The sequence below is a fragment of the Pseudomonas rustica genome (genome assembly GCF_018336155.1).
GTDB lineage: Bacteria > Pseudomonadota > Gammaproteobacteria > Pseudomonadales > Pseudomonadaceae > Aquipseudomonas > Aquipseudomonas rustica.
The window spans coordinates 156,009-176,068 of the sequence record NZ_JAGYHF010000007.1; the positions used below are offsets into that span (position 1 = coordinate 156,009).

21 protein-coding genes and 1 riboswitch are annotated in these 20,060 nt (G+C 60.4%); of the genes, 14 read left to right on the forward strand and 7 right to left on the reverse strand.

Annotated elements, in window-relative coordinates:
- Window positions 1–276 precede the first annotated feature (276 nt).
- Window positions 277–1,893, forward strand: coding sequence for an L-aspartate oxidase (gene nadB, locus KFS80_RS15260; RefSeq protein WP_212545213.1), 1,617 nt, complete (start codon window positions 277–279; stop codon window positions 1,891–1,893).
- Here the strand turns inward: nadB and KFS80_RS15265 are convergent.
- On the reverse strand, window positions 1,862–2,314 hold the full coding sequence (locus tag KFS80_RS15265; protein WP_212545214.1) for a protein YgfX: 453 nt from the start codon (window positions 2,312–2,314) through the stop codon (window positions 1,862–1,864). The two genes, nadB and KFS80_RS15265, sit on opposite strands and share 32 nt — an antisense overlap.
- Entirely contained in the window at window positions 2,298–2,552 is a 255-nt protein-coding gene (locus KFS80_RS15270; RefSeq protein ID WP_053118052.1) for an FAD assembly factor SdhE, read from the reverse strand. The genes KFS80_RS15265 and KFS80_RS15270 overlap by 17 nt, the downstream gene beginning before the upstream one ends.
- A 150-nt stretch (window positions 2,553–2,702) precedes the next feature.
- On the opposite strand from KFS80_RS15270, the gene ygfZ reads away from it, so the two are divergent.
- Both ygfZ and KFS80_RS15280 read left to right on the forward strand, forming a co-directional pair.
- Window positions 2,703–3,644 carry a CAF17-like 4Fe-4S cluster assembly/insertion protein YgfZ gene (ygfZ, locus tag KFS80_RS15275; protein ID WP_212545215.1) on the forward strand — a complete coding sequence of 314 codons (942 nt, stop codon included), beginning with the start codon at window positions 2,703–2,705 and terminating at the stop codon, window positions 3,642–3,644.
- 34 nt (window positions 3,645–3,678) lie between these two features.
- Window positions 3,679–4,500, forward strand: coding sequence for an HDOD domain-containing protein (locus tag KFS80_RS15280; RefSeq protein WP_212545216.1), 822 nt, complete (start codon window positions 3,679–3,681; stop codon window positions 4,498–4,500).
- Window positions 4,501–4,606: 106 nt separating this feature from the next.
- Here the strand turns inward: KFS80_RS15280 and KFS80_RS15285 are convergent, their stop codons facing one another.
- Window positions 4,607–5,992 carry a sensor histidine kinase gene (locus tag KFS80_RS15285; protein ID WP_212545217.1) on the reverse strand — a complete coding sequence of 462 codons (1,386 nt, stop codon included), beginning with the start codon at window positions 5,990–5,992 and terminating at the stop codon, window positions 4,607–4,609.
- Window positions 5,985–6,656, reverse strand: coding sequence for a response regulator (locus KFS80_RS15290; protein WP_053118046.1), 672 nt, complete (start codon window positions 6,654–6,656; stop codon window positions 5,985–5,987). The genes KFS80_RS15285 and KFS80_RS15290 overlap by 8 nt, the downstream gene beginning before the upstream one ends.
- Window positions 6,657–6,892: 236 nt before the next feature.
- On the opposite strand from KFS80_RS15290, the gene KFS80_RS15295 reads away from it, so the two are divergent.
- From KFS80_RS15295 to KFS80_RS15315, 5 genes are all read left to right on the forward strand, one after another.
- Window positions 6,893–8,185 (forward strand): OprD family porin, encoded by a 1,293-nt coding sequence (locus KFS80_RS15295; protein WP_053118044.1) that lies wholly within the window; start codon window positions 6,893–6,895, stop codon window positions 8,183–8,185.
- Between the two features lie 104 nt (window positions 8,186–8,289).
- Window positions 8,290–9,267 carry a Bug family tripartite tricarboxylate transporter substrate binding protein gene (locus KFS80_RS15300; protein WP_053118042.1) on the forward strand — a complete coding sequence of 326 codons (978 nt, stop codon included), beginning with the start codon at window positions 8,290–8,292 and terminating at the stop codon, window positions 9,265–9,267.
- Window positions 9,268–9,323: 56 nt separating this feature from the next.
- On the forward strand, window positions 9,324–9,782 hold the full coding sequence (locus tag KFS80_RS15305) for a tripartite tricarboxylate transporter TctB family protein (protein WP_053118040.1): 459 nt from the start codon (window positions 9,324–9,326) through the stop codon (window positions 9,780–9,782).
- 1 nt (window position 9,783) lies between these two features.
- Window positions 9,784–11,298, forward strand: coding sequence for a tripartite tricarboxylate transporter permease (locus tag KFS80_RS15310; RefSeq protein ID WP_008083559.1), 1,515 nt, complete (start codon window positions 9,784–9,786; stop codon window positions 11,296–11,298).
- Window positions 11,291–12,325 carry an AbrB family transcriptional regulator gene (locus KFS80_RS15315; protein WP_212545218.1) on the forward strand — a complete coding sequence of 345 codons (1,035 nt, stop codon included), beginning with the start codon at window positions 11,291–11,293 and terminating at the stop codon, window positions 12,323–12,325. The genes KFS80_RS15310 and KFS80_RS15315 overlap by 8 nt, the downstream gene beginning before the upstream one ends.
- A gap of 145 nt (window positions 12,326–12,470) precedes the next feature.
- Here the strand turns inward: KFS80_RS15315 and ung are convergent, their stop codons facing one another.
- Entirely contained in the window at window positions 12,471–13,166 is a 696-nt protein-coding gene (gene ung, locus KFS80_RS15320) for a uracil-DNA glycosylase (protein WP_053118204.1), read from the reverse strand.
- Window positions 13,167–13,298: 132 nt separating this feature from the next.
- Here ung and KFS80_RS15325 point away from each other — a divergent pair, with 132 nt between their 5' ends.
- The gene (locus tag KFS80_RS15325; protein ID WP_212545219.1) at window positions 13,299–14,411 is read left to right on the forward strand and encodes an enoyl-CoA hydratase/isomerase family protein; all 1,113 of its coding nucleotides are present in this window, start codon (window positions 13,299–13,301) and stop codon (window positions 14,409–14,411) included.
- Between the two features lie 53 nt (window positions 14,412–14,464).
- On the opposite strand, the gene KFS80_RS15330 is transcribed toward KFS80_RS15325, so the two are convergent.
- Window positions 14,465–14,872 (reverse strand): hypothetical protein, encoded by a 408-nt coding sequence (locus tag KFS80_RS15330; protein WP_212545220.1) that lies wholly within the window; start codon window positions 14,870–14,872, stop codon window positions 14,465–14,467.
- Window positions 14,873–15,052: 180 nt separating this feature from the next.
- Window positions 15,053–15,325 carry a hypothetical protein gene (locus tag KFS80_RS15335; RefSeq protein ID WP_212545221.1) on the reverse strand — a complete coding sequence of 91 codons (273 nt, stop codon included), beginning with the start codon at window positions 15,323–15,325 and terminating at the stop codon, window positions 15,053–15,055.
- Window positions 15,326–15,610: 285 nt separating this feature from the next.
- A riboswitch (guanidine-I (ykkC/yxkD leader) is annotated at window positions 15,611–15,711 on the forward strand.
- A gap of 63 nt (window positions 15,712–15,774) precedes the next feature.
- Between KFS80_RS15335 and KFS80_RS15340 the strand changes: the two genes are divergently transcribed.
- From KFS80_RS15340 to KFS80_RS15360, 5 genes are read left to right on the forward strand one after another with little or no spacing between them, the layout of a single operon-like run.
- On the forward strand, window positions 15,775–16,842 hold the full coding sequence (locus KFS80_RS15340; protein WP_212545222.1) for a putative urea ABC transporter substrate-binding protein: 1,068 nt from the start codon (window positions 15,775–15,777) through the stop codon (window positions 16,840–16,842).
- 18 nt (window positions 16,843–16,860) lie between these two features.
- On the forward strand, window positions 16,861–17,676 hold the full coding sequence (locus KFS80_RS15345) for an ABC transporter permease (protein WP_077571513.1): 816 nt from the start codon (window positions 16,861–16,863) through the stop codon (window positions 17,674–17,676).
- Window positions 17,673–18,461, forward strand: a complete 789-nt coding sequence (locus tag KFS80_RS15350; protein WP_212545223.1) for an ABC transporter ATP-binding protein — start codon at window positions 17,673–17,675, stop codon at window positions 18,459–18,461. Before KFS80_RS15345 ends, KFS80_RS15350 begins: the two co-directional genes overlap by 4 nt.
- Window positions 18,462–18,486: 25 nt before the next feature.
- Complete coding sequence (locus tag KFS80_RS15355; RefSeq protein ID WP_212545346.1) at window positions 18,487–19,212, forward strand: urea amidolyase associated protein UAAP1; 726 nt, start codon at window positions 18,487–18,489, stop codon at window positions 19,210–19,212.
- Between the two features lie 11 nt (window positions 19,213–19,223).
- Window positions 19,224–19,865, forward strand: a complete 642-nt coding sequence (locus tag KFS80_RS15360; RefSeq protein ID WP_053118023.1) for an urea amidolyase associated protein UAAP2 — start codon at window positions 19,224–19,226, stop codon at window positions 19,863–19,865.
- Window positions 19,866–20,060: the final 195 nt, after the last annotated feature.

Consider the following 20,060-nt stretch of genomic DNA (forward strand, 5'->3'; position numbering starts at 1 on the left):
ATTATTTATAGCCGTACCCACCCGACATTGGGCAACCCTGGGCGGAAAAAGGCTGTTTCAGCGCCGATACAGTCGTCTTTTCCCAAAACCGGCGAAAAAAACTTCCGACGAAGCACCCGGTTTTTCCCGTCACAGTAGTTTCACAATGCCATATAGGCTCGGCTATTGTGCCGCCCCACCCCTCTATATACTAGTGGGCTGTGTGGCTGACTTAACTCGCCGATCCAGGCGAATCGCGCCACCCCCGACCCGGGTCGCTTTGAGCGGAATCCTGTAATGAGCCAACAATTCCAACATGATGTTCTGGTCATTGGCAGCGGCGCTGCCGGTTTGAGTCTCGCGCTGACCCTGCCGGGTCATTTGCGCATTGCCGTATTGAGCAAGGGCGATCTCGCCAACGGTTCGACCTTCTGGGCCCAGGGTGGCGTTGCCGCCGTGCTGGACGATACCGATACTGTCGAATCCCACGTCGACGACACCCTGAATGCTGGCGGTGGTCTCTGCCACGAAGACGCCGTGCGTTTTACCGTCGAGCACAGCCGTGAAGCCATTCAGTGGCTGATTGACCAAGGTGTGCCATTCACCCGCGACGAACAGTCCGGTACTGAAGACGGTGGATTTGAATTTCACCTGACCCGCGAAGGCGGCCACAGCCATCGGCGCATCATCCATGCCGCTGATGCCACCGGTGCAGCCATCTTCAAAACCCTGCTGGCCCAAGCCAAAGAGCGCTCGAACATCGAACTGCTCGAACAGCGGGTTGCCGTTGATCTGATTACCGAACGCCGCTTGGGCATGGACGGCGATCGTTGCCTCGGCGCCTATGTGCTGAACCGCAAGACTGGCGAAGTCGACACCTACGGCGCACGATTCGTGATCCTCGCGTCGGGCGGCGCCGCCAAGGTCTACCTCTATACCAGCAACCCCGATGGCGCTTGCGGCGACGGCATCGCCATGGCCTGGCGTTCGGGCTGCCGCGTGGCGAATCTGGAATTCAACCAGTTTCACCCGACCTGCCTGTATCACCCGCAAGCGAAAAGCTTCCTTATTACCGAAGCCCTGCGTGGCGAAGGCGCCCATCTGAAACTGCCCAATGGCGAACGCTTCATGTACCGCTTCGACAAGCGCGCCGAACTGGCCCCGCGCGACATCGTCGCCCGCGCCATCGACCATGAAATGAAGCGTCTGGGCGTCGACTGCGTCTATCTCGACATCAGCCACAAACCCGAAGAGTTCATCAAAACGCACTTCCCGACTGTGTATGAGCGCTGCCTCGGTTTCGGCATCGACATCACTAAACAGCCCATCCCGGTCGTCCCCGCCGCGCATTACACCTGTGGCGGCGTGATGGTCGATCAGCAAGGCCGCACCGATGTGCCGGGTTTGTATGCGATCGGCGAAACCAGTTTCACCGGCCTGCACGGCGCCAACCGCATGGCCAGCAACTCGCTGCTGGAATGCTTCGTCTATGCCCGTTCGGCGGCGGCGGACATTCTTGCGCAACTCGACGATATCGATGCGCCAAGCGCCCTGCCCGTCTGGGACGCCAGCCAGGTCACCGACTCCGACGAGGACGTGATCATCGCGCACAACTGGGATGAGCTGCGCCGGTTCATGTGGGACTACGTCGGCATCGTGCGCACCAACAAGCGCCTGCAACGGGCGCAGCACCGCGTGCGTTTGCTGCTGGACGAGATCGACGAGTTCTACAGCAACTATAAAGTCAGCCGTGACCTGATCGAGTTGCGCAATCTGGCGCAAGTGGCGGAATTGATGATCAGCTCAGCCATGGAGCGCAAGGAAAGTCGCGGTCTGCATTACACCCTCGACTACCCGAACCTGCTGCCCGAAGCGCTCGACACTATTCTGATACCGCCCACCTACGCCGGCTGAACTTGAGCCGCACTCGCAGGCGTCGATGCACATCGGCGACCTGCGAATCTCGCGGCACACAGATCGATCTGACCCGCCACTCGCCGCGCAAACGAAAGCGCAGCACCACGATCAATGGCAGCGCCAGACTGTCCGGGCGCAGCTGCACCGCTTGCCAGCCAGCCGCCTGATTCCACAATTGCCAGCCATCGGCATCACGGCGCAATCCGCAGAATGCTCGTGGATGACTCAGCAGAATCTGCCGTGGCAACACCCAAACGCCATGCAGCAGACAAGCAAAAACCCCGAGCAGATGGGCCCAGAGTGGAATAGATAGAAGAAACAACGAACCCAAGGCGAACGCCTGGGCCAACAGATACGCCGCCAGCAACTGCCGTGAGGCATGCCAGCGGCATTCGAACGTATTACTTGGGCTGGACACGATCCAGGATCATGCGAACCATGCGCTGCAATTCCGGATCTTCAGACTCGCTGCGCTCCATGAACCAGCCGAACATGTCCTGATCCTCGCACGTCAGCAGACGCACATACAGATCGCGATCCACCTGATTCAACGTCGCGTAGACCTCCTTCACGAACGGCACCAGCAACACGTCAAGCTCAAGCATGCCGCGACGGCTGTGCCAAAAGAGGCGATTCAGTTCAACTTGTTCGACCATGGGGCCCTCCTCAAATTTGGCGGCAAGTATACAGCCCCCAAGCGGGTCGCACAGTCGGCTTTGGTCGGGCACCACCGATCCTTTATCAACTACCCATTTCAACAACGCACCCTTATGATGTGCCCCAGACTTTTTACCCTGCGAAGACCCATGGCCGATTCTGCTTTTTTCTGCACCCTGTCTCATGAAGGCGTTCTCGCGGTTCGCGGCGCGGATGCCGGAAAATTCCTGCAAGGCCAGCTGACCTGCAACCTCAATTACCTCAGTGACACCAAGGCCAGCCTCGGCGCGCGCTGCACGCAGAAAGGCCGGATGCAGTCGAGTTTCCGCATTCTGCTCGAAGGTGACGGCGTGGTGCTGGCGATGGCCAGTGAGTTGCTCGAGCCGCAACTGGCCGATCTGAAAAAATACGCGGTGTTCTCCAAATCGAAACTGACCGACGAAAGCGCCGCCTGGGTGCGTTTTGGTCTGGCGCACGCTGACGCTGCCCTGAGCAGCCTTGGTCTCGACTTGCCGGCAGAAACCGACAGTGTCGTGCGCAACGAAGGGTTGATTGCGATTCGCGTCTCGCCGGATCGTGCCGAACTGTGGGTACCGGCCGATCAAGCCGATGCGATCAAATCCAGACTGTCCGCCGCACTGCCAGAAGCCGCATTGAATCAATGGCTGCTGGGCCAGATCCGCGCCGGCATCGGTCAGGTCATGCCGAGCACCCGTGAGCTGTTCATTCCGCAGATGCTCAATCTGCAAGCCGTCGGTGGCGTGAGCTTCAAGAAAGGCTGCTACACCGGCCAGGAAATCGTCGCGCGCATGCAGTACCTCGGCAAACTCAAACGTCGCCTGTATCGCTTGAGCCTCGACGCGAGCGAACTGCCAGAGCCTGGCACACAGCTGTTCGCTCCGAGCCACAACAGCTCCATCGGTGAAGTGGTGCTGGCCGCCAACGCCGAGCAAAACATTGAACTCCTGGCGGTGCTGCAGGCCGAAGCTGCCGAAGCGGGCGATCTGCATCTGGGCAGCCTTGAAGGGCCTGCGTTGCAAGTGCTCGATTTGCCCTACGAACTGGATCGCGACCGCGAAATCCAGCGTTGATCGCAGCCTGGTTGCAACACCCTAGAGAGTCCAAATGAGCGAACTGGCGGAAAAGGTCCAACGGGATTTGGTTGAGGCCATCGATAACGATGACCTGGTTCTGCCAACGTTGCCGGAAGTGGCCCTGCAAATTCGCAAGGCTGCTGAAGATCCGGAAATCAGTGTCAGCGACCTGAGCAAAGTCATCGGTCGCGACACCGCGCTGTCGGCGCGCCTGATCAAAGTGGTCAACAGCCCGCTACTGCGCGCCGCGCAGGAAGTCACCGATCTGCACACCGCGATCACGCGGCTGGGCATCAACTACAGCAGCAACCTGGCGATCGGTCTGGTGATGGAGCAGATTTTCCACGCCCGCTCCGAAGTGGTCGAACAGAAGATGCGCGAAGTCTGGCGCAGCAGTCTGGAAATCGCCGGGGTCAGCTACGCGCTGTGCCGCCGCTACACCCAGCTCAAGCCGGATCAGGCAGCGCTGGGCGGGCTGGTGCATCAGATTGGTGTGCTGCCGATTCTGACTTATGCCGAAGATCACTATGAGTTGCTGTCGGATCCGGTCAGCCTCAACCATGTGATCGACCGCATTCATCCGTTGCTCGGTGACAAATTGCTGCGGGTCTGGGAGTTTCCGGAACGGCTGGTGGAATTGCCGGGGCGTTATCAGGATTTCAAACGCGATTCGACGCAGATTGATTATGTCGATCTGGTGCAGGTGGCGAACTTGCATTGCCGTAAAGGCACCGACCATCCGTTTGCGCGGATTGATCTGGCGAGTGTGCCTGCGTTCAGGAAGTTGGGGATTGATCCGGAGAACAGAGCGCTGTGCGTGGATCTGGAAGAATCGCGGTCGATGTTTTACTGATCTGAAACCTTGGTGAAGCCATCGCGAGCAGGCTCACTCCTACAGGAGACCGCATTCCAATGTAGGAGTGAGCCTGCTCGCGAAGAGGCCATCAAAGACGCCGCAATCACCCGGCAACAAAACTCACCCGCACCTTCAACCCCGCCTGCTCGCCATCATGCAGACTGATCTGCGCCAGATGCGCCCGGCAAATCTCGCCGACAATCGCCAGTCCCAACCCTGACCCGGCCACCTGCTGATTACGCCGGTAAAACCGTTCAAATACGCGATCACGCTCTTCCAGCGGAATCCCCGGCCCGTCGTCTTCAACCTCAAGCACTGCCGGCGCTGTCACGCGCAGAATCACATTGCCGCCCGGTGGTGTGTGCGCCAGAGCGTTGTCCACCAGATTGCTCAGCAACTCATTGAGCAACGTCGGCTCACCGCGCAACCACACCGGCTCGTCCGCTTCCAATGCCAACGCAACACCGCGTTTGTGCGCCAGCGGCGCCATGGCCATGCCCAATTCACGGGCCAACTGGCTCAGGTCGAGTAACTGCGCGCCACCCTCGGCAATCGCCCGCGCGCCGTTTTCAACACGGGCCAGCGACAGCAACTGGTTGGCCAGATGCGTCAGACGATCGGTGCTTTGCGCTGAAGATTCCAACGTCGTGCGCCACGTCTCGGGCTCGTTCGAGCGCAGGCCCAATTCAAGCCTCGCCTTCAACGCGGCCAACGGTGTGCGCAACTCATGCGCGGCATCGGCAATGAACTGGGCCTGACGCTCGAACTGCACGCGCAACCGCTCGGTGAAATGGTTGAGCCCGCGCACCAACGGCCACAACTCATGCTGCACTTCCACCAGCGGCAATGGCCGCAAATCATCGGGCTGACGCTCTTCCACCGCCGTGCGCAGACGCTCCAGCGGGCGCAACGCCGCACTGACGGCGAACCAGACGAGCAGCAACGCGCCAATCGCCAACATGCCCAGACGCAGCAAAGTATCGGCGGCCAGACTGCGCGCCATGCTCACGCGCGCCTCGTCGGTTTCGGCGACACGGATTTCCGCCATGCCGTTCATGTTCGGTTCGGTAACGGCTTTCAGCAGGCTGACCACGCGTACGTTTTGGCCTTTGTAGGTGGCGTTGTAAAAACGTGCCAGCGCCGGATAACTGTCAGTTCGAGGCGTGCCCGGTGGCGGGCCTGGCAGATTTTCGTAACCGGAAATCAGCTTCTGATGGATGTCGTTGACCTGATAATAAATGCGCCCGGCGCTGTCGTAGGCGAAGGTATCGAGGGCCACGTAAGGCACATCGGCACTGAGGCTGCCATCGCGTTGCGACAACCCTGCGGCGATGGTGCGCGCCGAGGCCAGCAGCGTGCGGTCGTAGGCAGTGTCGGCGGCTTCACGACCGTTCCAGTACGCGCTCAATCCGCTGGCGAGCATCAAAACCACCAGCAACAGAGCGAGGTTCCACAGCAACCGCCAGCGCAGGCTGCTGGGCTTATGCATCACGGCTTTCCAGCAGATAGCCGAGGCCACGGAAGGTGACGATCGCTACGGGTTGACCATCCAGTTTTTTGCGCAAGCGATGCACGTAGATTTCGATGGCGTCAGGGCTGGCTTCTTCGTCGAGACCGAACACCTGCGCGGCCAGTTGCTCCTTGCTCATCACGCGGCCCGGTCGGGCGATCAGCGCTTCCAGCACGGCTTGCTCGCGGGAGGTCAGCGTCAGCAATTCTTCGCCGAGGCTGAAGCGTCGCGTGTCGAGATCATAGGCCAGCACACCGCAGCGCTGCTGGCGTTCGCCGCCGAGCACACTGCGGCGCAACAAGGCTTTGACCCGCGCCTCCAGCTCTGTCAGTTCGAACGGTTTGGCGAGGTAATCGTCAGCGCCGAGATTGAGACCGTGCACGCGATCTTTCACATCACTGCGCGCGGTCAGCATCAGCACCGGCAGGTTTTTGCCGCGTGCGCGCAACCGCGCCAGCACTTCAAAACCGTCCATGCGCGGCAGGCCGACATCGAGGATCGCCACGGCGTATTCCTCGCTGCTCAAGGCCAGATCAGCGGCCACGCCATCGTGCAACACGTCCACGGTCAGACCGGTGCTCTTGAGCGCCTGGGCGACACTTTCCGCCAGTTGCAAATGGTCTTCGACGAGCAGGACACGCATGGATTTTTACCTCGTTCAGGGATGGCCGACGCCACTCTTTGCCGCGGAGTTTACAGCCGCAACCGCCGCTGTGAAGCCCGAAAACCGTGAAAGTCAGCTGAAAGGTTAGTGAAAGGTTAGCCGGTTAGAGTCGGCCCACGGACAGTCCCGACTGCCGTCGCTGCTGCCACACAGCGATACGAAAAACGCCACGAAGCGTTTTCGACCAATAAGAACAATAAACGGAGTACACCCGCATGCCGTCCATGCAGCCTCAGGCATTCACGCCTGTTCGCCCTTCCCGTTTCAGCCACACCGCCCTCGCCAGTGCCGCCGCCCTTGCCGGTTTTTCGCCGCTGAGTTTTGCCGACTTCATTGAAGACAGCAGCGCCACCTTCGAAACCCGCAACATGTATTTCAACCGCGACTTCCGCGATGGCACCAGCGCCCAGCAATCCAAGCGTGACGAATGGGCCCAGGGTTTCATGCTCAATCTGCAATCGGGATACACCGATGGCACCGTTGGTTTTGGTGTCGACGCGCTGGGCATGCTCGGCGTCAAACTCGATTCCAGCCCGGATCGCACCGGCACCGGCCTGCTGCCGACCCACGATGACGGACGCGCGGCGGACGAATACTCCAAGCTCGGCCTGACCGGCAAAGTGAAAATCTCCGCCACCGAACTGAAAATCGGCAGCCTGATTCCTGAACTGCCGATTCTCAAACCGAACGACGGACGCATCCTGCCGCAGACCTTTGAAGGCGGTTTGCTGACCTCCAAAGAGATCAAAAACCTGACCTTCACCGGTGGCCGACTGGAGAAAGCCAAGGATCGCGACAGCACCGATTTCGAGGACATTGCCCTCAACAACAAGAACAGCCGTTTCGCCGGTACCGCTGCCGGCAAGCACTTCGACTTTGGCGGCGTCGATTACAAGTTCACCGACAAAATCACCGGCAGTTACCACTTCGCGCAACTCGACGAAGTCTACAACCAGCACTTCTTTGGACTCGTAGCGTCGCGGCCGATGGGCCCGGGCACGTTTGGCACGGATCTGCGTTTCGCCGTCAGTGATGATCAGGGCGCGGCCCGTGGTGGCGAGATCGACAACCGCTCGCTCAACGGTCTGGTCAGCTATGCGTTGAGCGGGCACAAGTTCAGCGCCGGTTATCAGCACATGTCCGGCGACAGCGCCTTTCCGTATGTCGATGGCAGCGACCCGTATCTGGTCAACTTCGTGCAGATCAACGACTTCGCCGGCGCGGAAGAACGCTCCTGGCAGGCACGTTACGACTTCGACTTCGCCAAACTCGGCATCCCCGGCCTGACCTTCATGAGCCGCTACTTGAGCGGTGACAACATCAAGCTCAAGACCGGCGAGGAAGGCAAAGAGTGGGAGCGCAACACCGAGATCAAATATGTAGTACAAAGCGGCGCTTTGAAGGATGTCGCCGTGCGTTTGCGTAATGCCACTTACCGCTCCAACTACTCGGCTCGTGATGCGGATGAAGTGCGGTTGCTGGTGAGCTATAGCGTTGCTCTTTGGTAATTGATTGAAATGCCTTGGCGCTGTGATCGGAAGATCAAAAGATCGCAGCCTTCGGCAGCTCCTACACAAAAAGCCCTTACAACAAGAAATCTGTGGAGAGACCAATGAATTTTTCACTGCGTAAAGTTGCTTTGGCGGCCGGCATGATGCTGGTGGCCGGGCAGTTGATGGCCGAACCGAAACGTCCGGAGTGTATCGCCCCGGCCTCGCCCGGCGGTGGTTTCGACCTGACCTGCAAACTGGTGCAGAGCGCACTGGTCAACCAGAAACTGCTGAGCAAACCGATGCGCGTGACCTACATGCCCGGCGGTGTCGGCGCGGTGGCGTACAACGCGGTGGTCGCTCAGCGTCCGGCCGATGCCGGCACGCTGGTCGCGTGGTCGAGCGGATCGTTGCTGAACCTGGCGCAAGGCAAGTTCGGGCGTTTCGATGAAACCAACGTGCGTTGGCTGGCAGCCGTCGGCACCAGCTACGGCGCCATCGCAGTGAAAAACGATTCGCCCTACAAGACTCTCGACGATCTCGTTCAAGCGCTGAAGAAAGATCCAGGCTCGGTGGTGATCGGTTCCGGCGGCACCGTCGGCAGCCAGGACTGGATGCAAACCGCGCTGATCGCCAAGGCAGCCGGGATCAACCCGCGTGAGTTGCGTTACGTCGCCCTCGAAGGTGGTGGCGAAATCGCTACCGCCCTGCTCGGCGGCCACATCCAGGTCGGCAGTACCGACATCTCCGACTCCATGCCGCACATTCAAAGTGGCGACATGCGTTTGCTCGCGGTGTTCTCCGACAAGCGTCTCGACGAGCCGGAAATGAAAGACATCCCGACCGCTCGCGAACAAGGCTACGACATCGTCTGGCCGGTGGTTCGCGGTTTCTACCTGGGGCCAAAAGTCAGCGACGAAGACTACGCCTGGTGGAAAGACTCGTTCGACAAACTGCTGGCCTCCGACGAGTTCGCCAAGCTGCGCGATCAGCGTGAACTGTTCCCGTTCGCCATGACTGGCCCGGAGCTGGACACCTACGTGAAGAAGCAAGTTGCCGACTACAAAGTGCTGGCCAAAGAGTTCGGCCTGATCCAGTGATCGCCTCTGTCTAGCGGCTGCGTTCCCGATTGCGGGGACGCGGCACAGGAGCTCCCATGCTTATTCAACGCATTTTCGCCTCGGTGCTGTTGCTGGTCTGTGTCGGCCTGGCACTGATGGCGTGGCCGTACCAAGCGGCTTTTTCCTACGAACCGGTCGGCCCGCGCGCCTTCCCGCTGCTGATGCTCGGTCTGATGGGCGCGGCACTGTTGTACATGGTGTTTCGCCCGGCACCGATCAAACACAGCGAGGACGAGCCGCCACTGGATCGCGAAACCCTGACCAAGATTGCTATCTGCGTCGCCCTGCTGCTGGTGTTCGCCGGTCTGTTCGAACCGCTGGGTTTCATCCTCAGCAGCATCCTCATCGGCATTCCGATGGCGCGCCTGTATGGCGGTCGCTGGATGCCGAGCATCGTAGTCACCACGCTGATGGCCATCGGTCTGTACCTGCTGTTCGACCGTGTGATGGACGTTCCGCTGCCCCTTGGCCTGCTCGACGTGCTGGAGAACTGATATGGATACCCTCGGTTATTTGGGCCAAGGCTTCGGCGTCGCGCTGAGCCCGTACAACCTGGTCACCGCGCTGTGCGGCACGCTGATCGGCACTGTCGTTGGCTTGCTCCCGGGCCTCGGCCCGATCAATGGCGTGGCACTGCTGATCCCGATTGCCTTTGCTCTTGGTTTGCCGCCGGAATCGGCGCTGATCCTGTTGGCAGCGGTGTATCTGGGCTGCGAATACGGCGGGCGGATCAGCTCTATTTTGCTGAATATTCCGGGCGAAGCATCGACCGTGATGACCACCCTCGACGGTTACCCGATGGCCCGCAAAGGTCTGGCCGGTGTAGCGCTGTCGTTGTCGGCGTGGAGTTCGTTCATCGGTGCATTTATCGCCACTTGCGGCATGGTGCTGTTCGCCCCGCTGCTGGCGAAATGGGCGATAGCCTTCGGCCCGGCGGAATACTTCGTGTTGATGGTGTTTGCGATTGTCTGTCTCGGCGGCATGGCCGGTGATCGACCGTTGAAAACCTTCATTGCGGCGTTGATCGGCCTGTTCCTGTCGAGTGTCGGCATCGACGCCAACAGCGGCGTTTACCGCTTCACCGGCGACAACATTCACCTCACCGACGGCATTCAATTTGTCGTGCTAGTGCTGGGCCTGTTCTCGATCAGTGAGATTCTGTTACTGCTGGAGAAAACCCATCGCGGCCAGGAAGCGGTGAAAGCCACCGGGCGGATGATGTTCAACTTCAAGGAAGCCTCGTCGGTGTTCGTGGTGAACATTCGTTGCGGCTTGCTTGGTTTCATCATGGGCGTGTTGCCGGGTGCTGGCGCGACGCTGGCCAGCGCCGTGGCGTACATGACCGAAAAACGCATCGCCGGTGCCAGCGGCAAATTCGGTCAGGGTGATGCCCGTGGCCTTGCCGCGCCGGAAACCGCCATCGGTGCGTCGGCTTGTGGTGCTTTGGTGCCGATGCTGACGTTGGGTGTGCCAGGTTCGGGCACCACGGCGGTGATGATCGGCGCCCTGTCGCTGTACAACATCACCCCGGGCCCGCTGCTGTTCCAGCAACAACCGGACATCGTCTGGGGCCTGATCGCCTCGTTGTTCATTGCCAACATCATGCTGGTGATCCTCAACATCCCGATGATCCGCATCTTCACCCGCATCCTTGCCGTGCCGAACTGGGCACTGGTGCCGGTGATCGCGATCATCACCGGGATCGGCGTCTACGCGGTGCACGCCACTACGTTCGACCTGTTCCTGATGGTCGGCATCGGCATCTTCGGTTACATCCTGCGCAAGCTCGACTTCCCGTTGTCGCCGGTGTTGCTGGGCTTCATCCTCGGCGGTCTGATGGAGCAGAACCTGCGTCGTGCGTTGTCGATCTCTAATGGCGCGCTGGAGATCCTCTGGTCGAGCCCGATCACCTTCGGTGTCTGGGTGCTGACCGCGCTGATGCTGGCCTTCCCGCTGATCCGCATCTGGCGCAAACGTTCGGTCGCGCGTCGCGCCATCGCCGATGTTTGATCGCGCCTCACTGAAATCCTGGTGGGGAACCCCGCTGGTCGGTCTGCTCGGCGGTTACCTCGCCAGCCAGATCGGCTGGCCACTGCCATGGATGGTCGGCTCGTTGCTGGCGATCATCCTCGTGCGCTGCCTGACACCGTGGCAGCTCACCGAGATTCCTGGCGGCCGCAAGTGCGGCCAGTGGATCGTCGGGATTGGCATTGGGCTGCACTTCACCCCGGTGGTGATGGAGCAGGTGCTCAGTCATTTCGGCTTGATCTTCTTCGGTGCGCTGGTCACCAGTGTGTCGGCGGTGGTTGGCGTGTGGTTGATGCGCCGCACCGGTGAGGATCGCGCCACGGCGTTTTTCTCGAGTATGCCCGGCGGTTCCGGCGAGATGGTCAATCTCGGCGCGCGCAATGGCGCGATGCTTAGCCATGTGGCGGCGGGGCAAAGTTTGCGGGTGTTGGTGGTGGTGCTGTGCGTGCCGGCGGCGTTCAAGTATTTGCTCGGCGACGGCAACCCGATTTCTCACGCTGGCAGCGTCGATTGGCGCTGGCTGGCGATTTTGTTTCCGGCGGGCGCTTTGCTCGCTTGGCTTTGGCAGCGTTTGCGCCAACCCAATCCGTGGTTGTTCGGGCCGTTGCTGGTGAGTGCGACGGTCAGCATTGCCTGGGATTTGCACATCGGTTTGCCGGATGGTGGCAGTCAGATTGGCCAGTGGTTGATTGGTAGTGGCTTGGGTTGCCACTTCAACCGGCAGTTCTTCCGGCGTGCGCCTTCATTCATGGGGCGGACGTTGATTGGCACGGCGCTGACCATGTTGATCGCCACACTGGCGGCGTTAGGGTTGAGTGCGCTGACGCATCTGGATCTGCGTTCGCTGACGCTGGGCATGATGCCGGGCGGGATTGCCGAGATGAGTCTGACGGCGGAAACATTGCAATTGTCGGTGCCGTTGGTGACAGCGATGCAGGTGATGCGGTTGTTGTTTGTGCTGTTTCTGGCGGAGCCGTTGTTCAAGTACTGGAATCGTAGTCCCGAATAAAACCGCGTCGCCCTTTTCGCGAGCAGGCTCACTCCTACATGATCGTTCCCACGCTCTGCGTGGGAATGCAGCCCGGGACGCTCCGCGTCCCAAGCGGACGCAGAGCGTCCATTGAGGCATTCCCACGCAGAGCGTGGGAACGAGATTACGCGACAGGCGGCAAACGCCACTCAATCGGCGTTTCGCCATTCTGCTCAAGAAACTTGTTCGTCCGGCTAAAGTGCCCGCAACCCAAAAACCCGCGATAAGCCGACAACGGCGACGGATGCACCGACGTCAGCACCAAGTGCTTGGTCGCGTCGATCAGCTTCTGCTTGCTCTGCGCATGGGCGCCCCAGAGCATGAACACCAGATGCGGCTGGCGCTCGCTGACCAGTTCAATGATCCGGTCAGTGAAAAACTGCCAGCCCTTGTCCTTGTGCGCATTGGCGTTGGCGCGTTCGACGGTCATGGTGGTGTTGATCATCAACACGCCCTGATCGGCCCAGCTCTGCAGGTAGCCATGAGTGGGAATATCGATGTTCAGGTCGCGTTTCAACTCTTTATAGATGTTGACCAGCGACGGCGGCGCCGGCACGCCCGGTTGCACCGAGAAGCACAGGCCATGGGCCTGACCCGGGCCGTGATACGGATCCTGGCCAAGGATCACCACCTTCACTTTTTCCAGCGGCGTCGAGTTCAAGGCATTGAAAATCATCGGCCCCGGCGGGTAGATTTCTTTGCCGGCCGCCCGCTCCTGCTGCAGAAAATTGCGCAACTCTGTCATGTAGGGCTGGTCGAACTCAGCACGCAGTGCCTCCTTCCAGCTCGGTTCGAGTTTGATACGGTCGTCAGCAGTCATGGTCATACCCGGCAAAAACAGTGGGGCGAACCCTAGGAAAGCCGACCACGCTTGTCAATTGATCTGACGCAGATCCGGCACTTTCCCCCACAACGATCATACTGATCGTTCAAATTCCCGATCGAGGTCACGATGAATCTGCACTTCGAAGAACTCACCGGCACCGACGGCGCCCGCATCGGTATCGCCAGCCTGGATGCTGAAAAGTCGCTGAACGCGCTGTCCCTGCCGATGATCAACGCCCTGAGCGACAAACTCGACGCCTGGGCCAAGGATCCACAAATCGTCTGCGTATTGCTGCGCGGCAACGGCGCCAAAGCCTTCTGCGCCGGCGGTGAAGTGCGCAGCCTGGTTGAAGCCTGCCGTGCCCACCCCGGAGAAGTGCCGCCCTTGGCCGCGCAGTTTTTCAGCGCGGAATATCGATTGGATTACAACCTGCATACTTATCCGAAACCGCTGATCTGCTGGGGCCACGGTTATGTGCTGGGCGGCGGTATGGGCCTGTTGCAAGGCGCGAGTACGCGGATCGTCACGCCGAGCAGCCGTTTGGCGATGCCGGAAATCACCATTGGTCTGTATCCGGATGTCGGCGCCAGTTGGTTTCTCGCGCGGCTGCCGGGCAAACTCGGTTTGTTCCTCGGCCTGACCGGCGCGCACATGAATGGGCGCGATGCGATCGATCTGGATCTGGCCGACCGCTTTCTGCTCGACGAACAGCAACCGGAACTGATCGAAGGCCTGCTCCAGCTCAACTGGCAGGAACAGATCGATCGGCAGCTCAACAGTCTGCTCAAGGCTTTGCAGCAGGAAGCCGTGGCGCAAATGCCCGAAGCGCAGTGGCTGCCGCGTCGTCAGCAGATCGACGAATTGCTCGACGTCAGCGATGTGGCCTGCGCCTGGAAAGCCATCAGCCTGCAACGCGACAGCAGCGATCCATTGATCGCCCGGGCCGCGAAGACCATGAGCGAAGGCTCGCCGCTGACCGCGCATCTGGTCTGGGAACAGATCATTCGTGCGCGGCACCTGTCGCTGGCCGAGGTTTTCCAGATGGAATACACCCTGAGCCTCAATTGCTGTCGGCACCCGGAATTCAGCGAAGGCGTGCGCGCGCGGTTGATCGACAAGGATCAGAAACCGCACTGGCACTGGCCGGACATCAACAACGTGCCGGACGCGGTGGTCGAGGCGCACTTTCACAAGGTTTGGGAAGGGCGGCACCCGTTGGCGGATTTGACGCAGTATTAAAATTCGCGCACAAAAAAGCGGCGCTTCATGCGCCGCTTTCTGTTTGCGGGTGATTACCAGCGGTTGCCACGTCCGTTGTGGTCGCCGCGGCCGCTGTGTCGGTCGTAGTTGCCACGACCGCGGCGATCATTGTCCCAACCGCCGCGACGGTGGCCGTCCCAGTTGCCGCGGTCATTGCCGTGCCAGCGGCGGCTTTCGTAGTAGCGTGGGGCCGGTTGGTAGTAGCGCGGCGCCGATTGGTAATAACGCGGTTGCTGGTAGTACCGCGGTGCCGGTTGGTAATAACGCGGCTGGGCGTAATAGCGGCTGCCGCCGTTGTAATAAGTGCCGCCTGTGTTGTAGTAGGCCGGTGCCGGTGACGTGTAAACCTCGGAGCTGTAATACGAGTCCGCGTAGGAGTAAGGGGCGCAACCGGCAACGGAAAACATCAACGCAGCAAGCAGAAGAATTCGTCTATACATGGCGGCCTCCTGGACCGCGGGTTGGCCGTACCAGCGACGCTGGCAGGCGACAGTCATTTAATCGGTGACTGTCGAAAAATCAGACAGCGTTTTCCGAATCTGGTGCGTCTCTGCAACAAGTTGAAACAAGTGATTTATGGAAACTTGTTCATCCTCCAGACACGGTCATTCAGCCGCTGATTAATGGTGGCCACCGTGATATCCGCCGCCGTGATAACCGCGTCCGTAACCGCCACGATAACCGTAGCCATACCCGCCGTAGTAATAACGCGGGCCGCCGTAAAAGTAGCGCGGGCCGTAATAACCACCGTAGTAATAGGGCGAGTAGTAACCGGGATAGTAGGAAGGGGCGTAATACACATCGGCGGGTGGCCCGTAGTAATAACAACCGGACAGCCCCAGACCGAGCACTGCGCACAGCAGCACCCGACGCAACGTTTTCTGAGTGAGCATGGCGGCCTCCTGAAAGACCTGCGAGCGCAGTCGGCGCAGGCCGGCTGACATCTGTTTTGACTGGCATTCGCAAACCAAGTGCCTGCCACAACATGACATCGGATCAGCGGCATTCACGCTGCATCGCGGTGCATCGGCGCACCATCACAAAGCGCCGCCCCGTCGTCGCGTCAAATCCGATCCGACCCACAGCCCCGTGCCAGAGCGCTCTCCGCGACTTGGCACGCCTCTCGCTTTAGCAAACCCGTGCAGGAGTCATATCACAGGTTCGCGGCACCACAATTTGCAATGGCTGACTAGGGTTCCGGCTCGCAATCGCGAGTGGCTGGTCCGAGAGTTGGCGACCTCCAGTTGAGGTTACACGGCGGGACAAAAGCCCGGGAGACAAGCCACCGTTCGCGGTGCCGCGTTGCCTTCCTGTCCGCCCTTGATCAACTGGAGAATCCGCCATGACCCGACTACGTTTGCCCGCCCTGCTCGCCGCCGCGTTCGCTGCGCTCATCAGCAGCCAAGCCCCCGCCGCTCAGAAAGATCACTTCAGCGTCTGCTGGACGATTTACGCCGGCTGGATGCCATGGGAATACGCCGGCAGCCAAGGCATCGTCGATAAATGGGCGAAGAAATACGGGATCAAGATCGACGTCGTGCAACTCAACGATTACGTCGAATCGATTAATCAATACACCGCTGGCCAGTTCGACGGCTGCACCATGACCAACATGGATGCGCTGACCATCCCGGCTGCCGGCGGCGTCGACAGCACGGCGCTGATTGTCAGCGACTTCTCCAACGGCAACGACGGCATCGTCCTCAAGGGCGACGGCAAAAAGGTCACCGACCTCAAGGGCATGGATGTCAATCTGGTCGAGTTGTCGGTCTCGCATTATCTGCTGGCCCGCGCGCTGGATTCGGTTGACCTCACCGAGAAAGAGCTGAAAGTGGTCAACACCTCCGACGCCGACATCTCCGCCGCTTTCAACACCGACCAAGTCAACGCAGTGACGACCTGGAACCCGATGCTCTCGGACATCAAGGCCAAACCGGGCGTGACCGAAGTGTTCAACTCCAGCCAGATTCCCGGCGAGATCATGGACATGATGGTGGTCAACAGCGCCACCCTCAAAGACAACCCGGCGCTGGGTAAAGCGCTGACCGGCGCGTGGTTCGAAGTGGTCGAGTTGATGAACGCCAAGAACGCCGCGAGCAAGGCTGCGCTTGAGCATATGGCCAAAACTTCGGGCACCGACCTCGCTGGATTCCAGGCACAACTCGACACCACCAAACTGTTCGCCACGCCAAGCGAAGCGCTGAACTTCGCCACCAGCCAACAGCTGCCGGAAACCATGCGCAAAGTCGCCGAATTTTCCTTCCAGCACGGCTTGCTCGGTGAAGGCGCAAAAGACACCAGCGCGGTCGGCATGGCCTTCGCCAACGGCGTGACCAGCGGCGACACCGGCAACCTCAAGCTGCGTTTCGATCCGACTTACGTGCAGATGGCTGCCGACGCCAAGCTGTAAGCCACGGAGGATTTGGCCATGCGCCTGATCAATCGCCACCCGGATCGCCCCAGTCGCCTGTTGTTGGTGATCCTGCCGTTCGCTCTGCTGCTGTTCGCCTACTTCATGGGCTCGGCCGAGCGCCTGGCGGACAACCCTAACGACAAACTGCTGCCCAGCGCCGTGCAGATGACCGATGCGGTCAAACGTCTGGCCTTCAATGCCGACAGCCGCACCGGTGACTACCTGTTGTGGCAGGACACCGCGTCGAGTCTGCGGCGCCTGGCCATTGGGCTCGGCATCGCCGCACTCGCCGGGCTGTGCCTGGGCATCGCTGCCGGCACACTGCCGCTGTTCGGCGCGCCGTTGTCGCCCTTGCTGACGGTGTTGTCGATGGTGCCGCCGCTGGCGATCCTGCCGATTCTGTTCATCGTTTTCGGTTTGGGCGAGTTGTCGAAAGTCATGCTGATCGTGATCGGCATCACCCCGGCGCTTGCTCGTGATCTGGAGCAGCGTGCCCGAGAAATCCCCGTCGAACTGCTGATCAAGGCGCAGACCCTCGGTGCTTCGACCTGGACGCTGATGCTGCGCGTGGTGCTGCCGCAACTGTTGCCGCGTTTGCTGATCTCGTTGCGGCTGATGCTCGGCTCGGCGTGGTTGTTCCTGATTGCCGCCGAAGCAATCGCCTCCACTGACGGCCTCGGCTACCGGATTTTTCTGGTGCGGCGTTATCTGGCGATGGACGTGATTCTGCCGTACGTGGTGTGGATCACCCTCCTCGCCTGGCTGATGGATTGGGGCCTGAAATACCTGACGCGGCGGGCGTTCCCTTGGTATGAGGGGGCGGCCAAATGAGCTTCATCACCGTGAAAAACGTCTGGCAGCAATACGCCGATCAAGTGGTGCTCGAAGGCTTGAACCTGAATGTCAACGAAGGCGAATTTTGCACCTTGGTCGGCGCCTCCGGTTGCGGCAAATCGACCTTCCTGCGCCTGTTGCTCGGCCAGGAAACGGCGAGTCGCGGCGAAATTCTGCTCGACGGTCAAGCGCTGGCCAGTGAGCCGGATGCCAGCCGAGGCGTGGTGTTTCAGCGCTACTCGGTGTTCCCGCATTTGAACGTGCTCGACAACGTCGCCCTCGGCCTTGAACTGCCGCGTGCGCCGCTGCTGGGGCGGTTGTTCGGCAGCGGCAAACGTGACGCGCGCGAACAGGCTGCGGCGCTGCTGCACAAAGTCGGCCTCGGTCATGCGCTGGACAAGTACCCGGCGCAGTTGTCCGGCGGCATGCAGCAGCGGCTGGCGATTGCTCAGGCGCTGATCATGAAACCGCGCGTGTTGCTGCTCGACGAGCCGTTCGGCGCGCTCGATCCGGGCATCCGTAAAGACATGCACGCCTTGCTGCTGGAGCTGTGGCGCGAGACCAGACTGACCGTGTTCATGGTCACTCATGATCTGTCCGAAGGTTTCAGCCTCGGCACGCGTTTGCTGGTCTTCGACAAAGTGCGCCTCGACCCGCACGCCCCCGGCGCCTATGGCGCGCGCATCACCTACGACATCCCTTTGAACAGCGACCGCCGCGCCCAACGCGCCGCCGTCGACGCCCTGCCGTTGCCACTGGCAGGCGCCCTTCGCACCGCTTGAGAGGACTGCTCTGATGAATAAGCCGATGACTGATTCGACCCAACTGTTTCCACCGGTCGCCGAAGAAATGCTCCCCGGTGGCGGCCACCGTTCCTTCGTGTTGAAGCGCGGGCAATTGCTGCGCCTGACCGACCTGCGCGGCGGCGCCAACGTCAGCATGACCCTGCTCAACGCCAACGAAAAAACCGAGCGGCTGAACCTGCCCGACAGCCTCAAATGCCAACACACCGCCAAGCTCACCAGCGGTCACTGCCTGTACTCGGACATGGGCCGCGTGCTGGCCGCAATCACTGCTGACACGTGCGGCTGGAGCGACAGCCTCGGCGGCGTGCTCTGCGCCGAAGAGGTCGCAGAAAAGTACGGCGAGGGTCGCTATCAGGAACTGCGCAACGGCTTCTTCCGCAACGGCACCGACAACCTGTTGGTGGAACTCGGCAAGTGGGGCCTGGGCCTGTCCGACCTGTTGATGACCCTCAATTTGTTCAGCCGCGTCAACGTCGATGAGGCCGGGCGGTTCCACTTCGTCGAGGGCAATTCCAAGGCCGGCGACTACATCGAACTGTACGCGCCGATGGACACGCTGGTGGTGCTCACCGCGCTGCAACACCCGATGGATCCGGCGCCGGAATATGCACCAAAACCGCTGAAGCTGAGCTGGATGAACGCCGACGCCAGCGTCGCCGAACACTGCCGCACTTCGCGCCCGGAAAATGAGCGCGGCTTTATCAACACCGACCGTTTGTTCGCCTGAGGATCGCTGCCATGTCAGTTGCTATCGCCACTTCGCAAAAACAACCCGACGCTGCGGTGTACCGCGCCACGATCCCGGCCGGTGAGCCGTGGCTGATGGAGGTCAAGGCCGGGCAGACCCTGCGCATCCTTGATCTGGAAGGTAATCAAGCGGTCGATACGTTGTTCTACAGCGTCGCCAATCCCAAGGAACGCTACGACGTGCAACGCACTTTGCGCCGGCAGAACAGCGTCTATCTGAGCACCGGCAGCGTGCTCTATTCCAACCTCGGCCACGCGATGCTGACCATCGTCGCCGACACCTGCGGCCGCCACGACACCCTCGGCGGTGCGTGCGCGCAAGAGAGCAACACCGTGCGTTACGCCCTGGAAAAACGCTACATGCACAGCTGCCGCGACAACTACCTGCGCGCGTGTGTGCATGACGGACGCTTGGGCAAAAGCGACATCGGGCCGAACATCAATTTCTTCATGAATGTGCCGGTCACGGCGGACGGCGGACTGACGTTCGAGGACGGCATTTCAGCGCCGGGCAAGTATGTGGATTTGCGCGCGGAGATGGACGTGATCGTGCTGATTTCCAATTGTCCGCAGTTGAATAATCCATGCAATGCCTACAACCCGACACCTGCGGAGCTACTGGTATGGAACTGACTATCCGCCGTTTACGCCGCTTGCTTTTCGCCCTGTGCCAGGCGCGCTCCGGGCAGTGCATCAAATAACCGCTCCCCTGTAGGAGCTGCCGCAGGCTGCGATCTCTTGATTTTGCTTTTTGAAAATTCAAGATCAAAAGATCGCAGCCTGCGGCAGCTCCTACAGGTGCAGCGTGGATTTAAGTCATCCGGGACG

What these genes read in the sequence shown, in the direction of transcription:
- nadB (WP_212545213.1), top strand. Translation starts at nt 277, where the DNA reads ATGAGCCAACAATTCCAACATGATGTTCTGGTCATTGGCAGCGGCGCT.
- KFS80_RS15270 (WP_053118052.1), bottom strand. Translation starts at nt 2,552, where the DNA reads ATGGTCGAACAAGTTGAACTGAATCGCCTCTTTTGGCACAGCCGTCGC.
- ygfZ (WP_212545215.1), top strand. Translation starts at nt 2,703, where the DNA reads ATGGCCGATTCTGCTTTTTTCTGCACCCTGTCTCATGAAGGCGTTCTC.
- KFS80_RS15280 (WP_212545216.1), top strand. Translation starts at nt 3,679, where the DNA reads ATGAGCGAACTGGCGGAAAAGGTCCAACGGGATTTGGTTGAGGCCATC.
- KFS80_RS15285 (WP_212545217.1), bottom strand. Translation starts at nt 5,992, where the DNA reads ATGCATAAGCCCAGCAGCCTGCGCTGGCGGTTGCTGTGGAACCTCGCT.
- KFS80_RS15290 (WP_053118046.1), bottom strand. Translation starts at nt 6,656, where the DNA reads ATGCGTGTCCTGCTCGTCGAAGACCATTTGCAACTGGCGGAAAGTGTC.
- KFS80_RS15295 (WP_053118044.1), top strand. Translation starts at nt 6,893, where the DNA reads ATGCCGTCCATGCAGCCTCAGGCATTCACGCCTGTTCGCCCTTCCCGT.
- KFS80_RS15300 (WP_053118042.1), top strand. Translation starts at nt 8,290, where the DNA reads ATGAATTTTTCACTGCGTAAAGTTGCTTTGGCGGCCGGCATGATGCTG.
- KFS80_RS15305 (WP_053118040.1), top strand. Translation starts at nt 9,324, where the DNA reads ATGCTTATTCAACGCATTTTCGCCTCGGTGCTGTTGCTGGTCTGTGTC.
- KFS80_RS15310 (WP_008083559.1), top strand. Translation starts at nt 9,784, where the DNA reads ATGGATACCCTCGGTTATTTGGGCCAAGGCTTCGGCGTCGCGCTGAGC.
- KFS80_RS15315 (WP_212545218.1), top strand. Translation starts at nt 11,291, where the DNA reads ATGTTTGATCGCGCCTCACTGAAATCCTGGTGGGGAACCCCGCTGGTC.
- ung (WP_053118204.1), bottom strand. Translation starts at nt 13,166, where the DNA reads ATGACTGCTGACGACCGTATCAAACTCGAACCGAGCTGGAAGGAGGCA.
- KFS80_RS15325 (WP_212545219.1), top strand. Translation starts at nt 13,299, where the DNA reads ATGAATCTGCACTTCGAAGAACTCACCGGCACCGACGGCGCCCGCATC.
- KFS80_RS15330 (WP_212545220.1), bottom strand. Translation starts at nt 14,872, where the DNA reads ATGTATAGACGAATTCTTCTGCTTGCTGCGTTGATGTTTTCCGTTGCC.
- KFS80_RS15335 (WP_212545221.1), bottom strand. Translation starts at nt 15,325, where the DNA reads ATGCTCACTCAGAAAACGTTGCGTCGGGTGCTGCTGTGCGCAGTGCTC.
- KFS80_RS15340 (WP_212545222.1), top strand. Translation starts at nt 15,775, where the DNA reads ATGACCCGACTACGTTTGCCCGCCCTGCTCGCCGCCGCGTTCGCTGCG.
- KFS80_RS15345 (WP_077571513.1), top strand. Translation starts at nt 16,861, where the DNA reads ATGCGCCTGATCAATCGCCACCCGGATCGCCCCAGTCGCCTGTTGTTG.
- KFS80_RS15350 (WP_212545223.1), top strand. Translation starts at nt 17,673, where the DNA reads ATGAGCTTCATCACCGTGAAAAACGTCTGGCAGCAATACGCCGATCAA.
- KFS80_RS15355 (WP_212545346.1), top strand. Translation starts at nt 18,487, where the DNA reads ATGACTGATTCGACCCAACTGTTTCCACCGGTCGCCGAAGAAATGCTC.
- KFS80_RS15360 (WP_053118023.1), top strand. Translation starts at nt 19,224, where the DNA reads ATGTCAGTTGCTATCGCCACTTCGCAAAAACAACCCGACGCTGCGGTG.